The following is a 4,408-nucleotide window of genomic DNA, read 5'->3' as shown; positions in this document are numbered from 1 at the left end:
AATATTACCTGCCGATACACCCTTGCTTTTAGTTATTATCAGGCAACTAGGTAACCGGTTCCACACGAGAATCTTAAATTACTGACTGCAATTCAATAGATGAAGCAATTAAATTCTTATTTTGTGATAACGATCAGCATTGATTAGGCGTGTTATTGTGCACGACAATAGCTGTGGGCCTAAAGAACGGAGTATTGCCATTCAGCCGCCAGTCTATAGCGCATGGTCCAGAACCCAATTGGAACAGCATGTCTGCCCGCCCATAGGGTAAGTGAATATTGCTAACAGCCGTGCAGTTTCGAGGGCGAAAGGTATAGAATGACAATAATTTTCAACGGGTAGGAAAGACCTATGTCTACAATGCTAGAAGTGGCAAAAAAAGCAGGTGTCTCGAAAGCCACTGTTTCGCGTGTTCTGTCAGGCAAAGGCTATGTCAGTGAAGTGACTAAAGCGCAGGTATATAAAGCGATTGAAGAGAGCGGATATCGGCCAAACTTGCTGGCAAGAAATCTGGCGACCAATAAATCACAATGTATTGGTTTGGTGGTGACCAATACTCTTTATAATGGTAACTACTTTAATGAGATACTGTCTCAAGCGGCCAAAAAATTAGAGAATAATGGCCGTCAGCTGGTGCTGGTTGACGGGAAACACAGTGCGGAAGAGGAACAAGAAGCAATCCAATTCCTGCTCGACTTACGTTGCGACGCAATAATAATTTATCCCCGATTTTTAACTGTGGATGATATGGATCTTATTATTGATAAATATAAGCAGCCCATTATGGTGGTCAACAGAAAATTAAGAAAAAACCACAGCCACTGTACTTTCTGCGATCATAAAGGGTCCAGTTATAATGCGACAAAATATCTCATTGAGCGGGGCCATCAGGATATTGCATTTATCACCGGCTCACTGGATTCACCGACAGCGATTGAGCGCCTTTCTGGATATAAAGAAGCATTAAATGCATTTTCTCTTCCGCTGCGCGATAACCTTATTATTCAAGGGAAATGGACCCCGCTCAGTGGTGCAACTGCGGTAGAATCGTTATTAACCAGCCAACAACCATTTAGTGCGATTATCGCCAGCAATGATGATATGGCAATTGGTGCCATGAAAAGATTAAATCAGGCAGGGATCAGAGTACCTGAAGCGGTCTCTCTTATTGGCTTCGACAATATCCCCATAGCACCTTTTCTAAGTCCATCGTTATCCAGTATTAAAGACCCGGTCAGCGGTATGATAAATGACGTCATTAATCGGCTAATTTCAATGCTGGACGGAGGATATTTATCAACTGAAAATATATTTCAGTCTGAACTGATTATCAGGGATTCAATCAGTGACGGGCCATATTTAAGCCAATCAACGCTCAACCATCAATAAAGCGCCCAGTTCACTGGGCGTATATTGGGCATAGCAAGGGCCAACTGGTGTTTATAGCCCATCCTCCCGGCGATCACTGGCTATTGGTGGCACCGATGATGCTCTCTCAACCACAATACGGCGGACCTTATAGCCGGTGATACCCAGTATTAGCGTGACTATCGGTGCGGCAATATTAAATACCGCAAATGGCAGATAGCCCATGGTGGATACACCCAATACCGCCGCCATATAAGCACCGCAAGAATTCCAGGGAATCAACGGAGAGGTGACGATACCGGCATCCCCCACCAGGCGTGAGAGATTTTCAGGTGCTAACCCGCGTTTGGCAAATTCACCGTGGAATAACCGTGTTGGCAGCAATAAAGCAATATATTGATCACCCGCGACGATATTAAGCCCAATGGCCGTAGCAACCGCTGAAGCAAAAAGTTGCCCAACGGTTTTAGCCCGCAACAAAATAGGGGTTACCAGTTTATTAAGCAGGCCAAAGTCATCCACCATAATACCGAACGTCACTGCACCGATAATCAACCAGATAGTCAGCAGCATGCTGTCCATTCCCCCACGCGACAACAATGCATCCATCTGTGGAATACCGGAGTTCTCCTGAAAACCATTAGCCATCGCCAGCCAAACGCCCTTCACCGCAGCAATGGGTAACGCGGTATCAGGTTCAGCAATAAAACGCGCAATGGCCTGCGGCTGAATAAATGCTGCCATCACACCAGCCAATAACGCCGCGCTAATAATGGCCAACGGTGCCGGGACTTTACCGACAGATAATCCAAGCAAGAATACCAGTGGCAGTAAATTCCAAGGCGTAATGTTGAATAACTCATCAAATCGGGCTAATTCGGCGTGCGTAATTGTGGCATCAAAGCTGGCTTGTTGATTGATACCCAATATGATGAATGCCACCAAAGCAACCAATGCGGCAGGAATTGTGGTCCAAAGTTGTGCCTGTATATGGCGATACAATTCAACACCATTCAACTGTGCGGCCAACACAGTACTTTCGGATAATGGCGAGATTTTGTCACCCACATAGGCACCAGAAATCACGGCACCTGCGGTTATCTCTGGTGAGACACCAATCATATTGGATAACCCAACCAAGCCTACCCCAATGGTTCCCGCCGTTGTCCAGGAGCTGCCAATACTTAGAGAAACCCCGACACAAACAAGAAAGGTAATGGGGAAAAACCAATTTGGTGTAATCAGAATAATGCCGTAATAAACTAAAGTCGGTATCGTCCCCGACATGTTCCAGGTCCCAATTAATGCACCAACAGCAAGTAAGATAAATATCGCGCCAACCACTGTTGATATTCCCTTACGCGTGGATTGGGCAATATCCTCCCATACATGACCATTCTTCATAATGATTACAGCGGTAATCATGGTGCAAAGAATAAGCGCGACCTGTAATGGTCCATTGACGGCATTGAGGCCAAACAGAGCGACAGATGCGCCGACGAGTAACACCAACGACAACATCGGGATAATGGCATCTAAATAGGAAGGAGGCTTGATAGTGCGCGTTTTTTTGGGAACATTGGCCATATATACCCCACAAACAATTAAATACGACTAGTGAGTCAGATCAATCTTTTAATGATGCTTGCACGCTACGGCTCGTTTTTTTTAAGTATAGTCATTGGAAAGATATCTGATTAATTAGTTTAGCATTTAACGCCAGAAGTCAGTGCGGAGTAGCACCCAAAGAAAAGGAGCACAAGGCTCCTTTAGGTCAAACAACGACGGTATTGGTATCGCTCTGACTATTTGGCGCGAACACCTTCGACTGACAAAATCAGTTCGACTTCCTGTGATGCCGGGCCTAAATCAGTGGTGATATTAAAGTCTTTCAGCTTGATAGTGCCATTGGCTTCAAAACCAGCACGATAACCGCCCCAAGGATCACTACCTTGGCCAGTCAACTTGCTTTCCAATGTCACCGGTTTAGTGACACCATTTAATGTCAGGTTACCCACGACCGAATAACCTTCTGCATTTTTCTTAACGTCGGTCGACTCAAACGTTGCCTGTGGGAATTTACCGACATTCAGGAAATCTTTACTACGCAGATGTTTGTCACGCTCTGCATGGTTGGTATCAACACTATTGGTATTGATCACCACATTAACTTTATCAGCGGCCGGATTTTTCTCATCAAAAGTGAAAGAACCGTCAAAATCATTAAAACTGCCGTATAACCAGCTATATCCTAAATGTTTAATCCTGAATTCGATAAAGGCATGCTGCCCTTCTTTATCGATTTTATATTCGGCGGCTACGGCACTGCCTGCGGTAAACATCAGTGCACCTACAGCCAGGCCCAACAGGGTCTTATTAAACATATTTAATTCTCCATAATACAGTTGGTTAATCGGTGCTACGTCCCAGCATCCGCTTAAGGGTTACATCACCATCAATAAAGTGGTGCTTAATCGCGGCCAGTCCATGCAAGAGTGAAAGCACGACGACTGCCCAAGCCAAATAGAGATGTACAGTTCCGGCAGTATCTGCCTGGTCAGGTAGATTGGTCAGTGTTGCAGGGACATTGAACCAACCAAATACATTGATTGGTTGCCCATCTGCTGTTGAGATCAAATAACCGCTGAACATGATACAAAATAGGACAATATATAAAATCAAATGCGCCAATATCGCGCTTACCCGAGTTAAGCGGCTATAACTCGATAAGGGTTTAGGTGGCGGCGAAATAAAGCGCCAAATCACCCGAAATAACATCACCGCAAACAATATGCATCCGATGCTTTTATGTATTTCAGGTGCCTGGTGATACCAGCCATCGTAGTAGCCCAGAGTTACCATCCATAAACCCAGGGCAAACAATGCATACACCGTAAATGCCACTAACCAGTGGATAGCAATAGTCATGCGCCCGAACTGCTCCCTGGTATTTTTCCAAAGCATAATGATTCCCTTTTGCTCAATTTACAGAGCAATAGTCAAACATTTCGAAACATAAAATCAACACTTATTTTATATA

At 44.7% G+C, this 4,408-nt stretch carries 4 protein-coding genes; 1 reads left to right on the top strand and 3 read right to left on the bottom strand.

Annotation, left to right across the window (positions count from 1 at the left end; genetic code table 11):
- Window positions 1-351 precede the first annotated feature (351 nt).
- Entirely contained in the window at window positions 352-1,389 is a 1,038-nt protein-coding gene (locus tag V1952_RS20265) for a LacI family DNA-binding transcriptional regulator (RefSeq protein WP_420075413.1), read from the top strand.
- A 51-nt stretch (window positions 1,390-1,440) separates the two neighbouring features.
- On the opposite strand, the gene V1952_RS20260 is transcribed toward V1952_RS20265, so the two are convergent.
- The 3 genes from V1952_RS20260 to V1952_RS20250 all read right to left on the bottom strand — a co-directional run bounded on the left by V1952_RS20260 (window position 1,441) and on the right by V1952_RS20250 (window position 4,332).
- The gene (locus V1952_RS20260; RefSeq protein ID WP_083158189.1) at window positions 1,441-2,955 is read right to left on the bottom strand and encodes a Na+/H+ antiporter NhaC family protein; all 1,515 of its coding nucleotides are present in this window, start codon (window positions 2,953-2,955) and stop codon (window positions 1,441-1,443) included.
- A 218-nt stretch (window positions 2,956-3,173) separates the two neighbouring features.
- Window positions 3,174-3,752: a YceI family protein gene (locus tag V1952_RS20255; protein WP_083158188.1), complete on the bottom strand. Its 579-nt coding sequence runs from the start codon at window positions 3,750-3,752 to the stop codon at window positions 3,174-3,176.
- A 25-nt stretch (window positions 3,753-3,777) separates the two neighbouring features.
- A complete protein-coding gene (locus tag V1952_RS20250) occupies window positions 3,778-4,332 on the bottom strand; it encodes a cytochrome b (protein WP_372559535.1) in 555 nt (184 codons plus the stop codon).
- Window positions 4,333-4,408: the final 76 nt, after the last annotated feature.

It is taken from the genome of Yersinia sp. 2542 StPb PI, from assembly GCF_048593855.1.
In the GTDB taxonomy this organism is placed as follows: domain Bacteria; phylum Pseudomonadota; class Gammaproteobacteria; order Enterobacterales; family Enterobacteriaceae; genus Yersinia; species Yersinia enterocolitica_E.
Note: the sequence above shows the minus strand (reverse complement) of the source record. Positions and strands in the feature narration are given on the sequence as shown.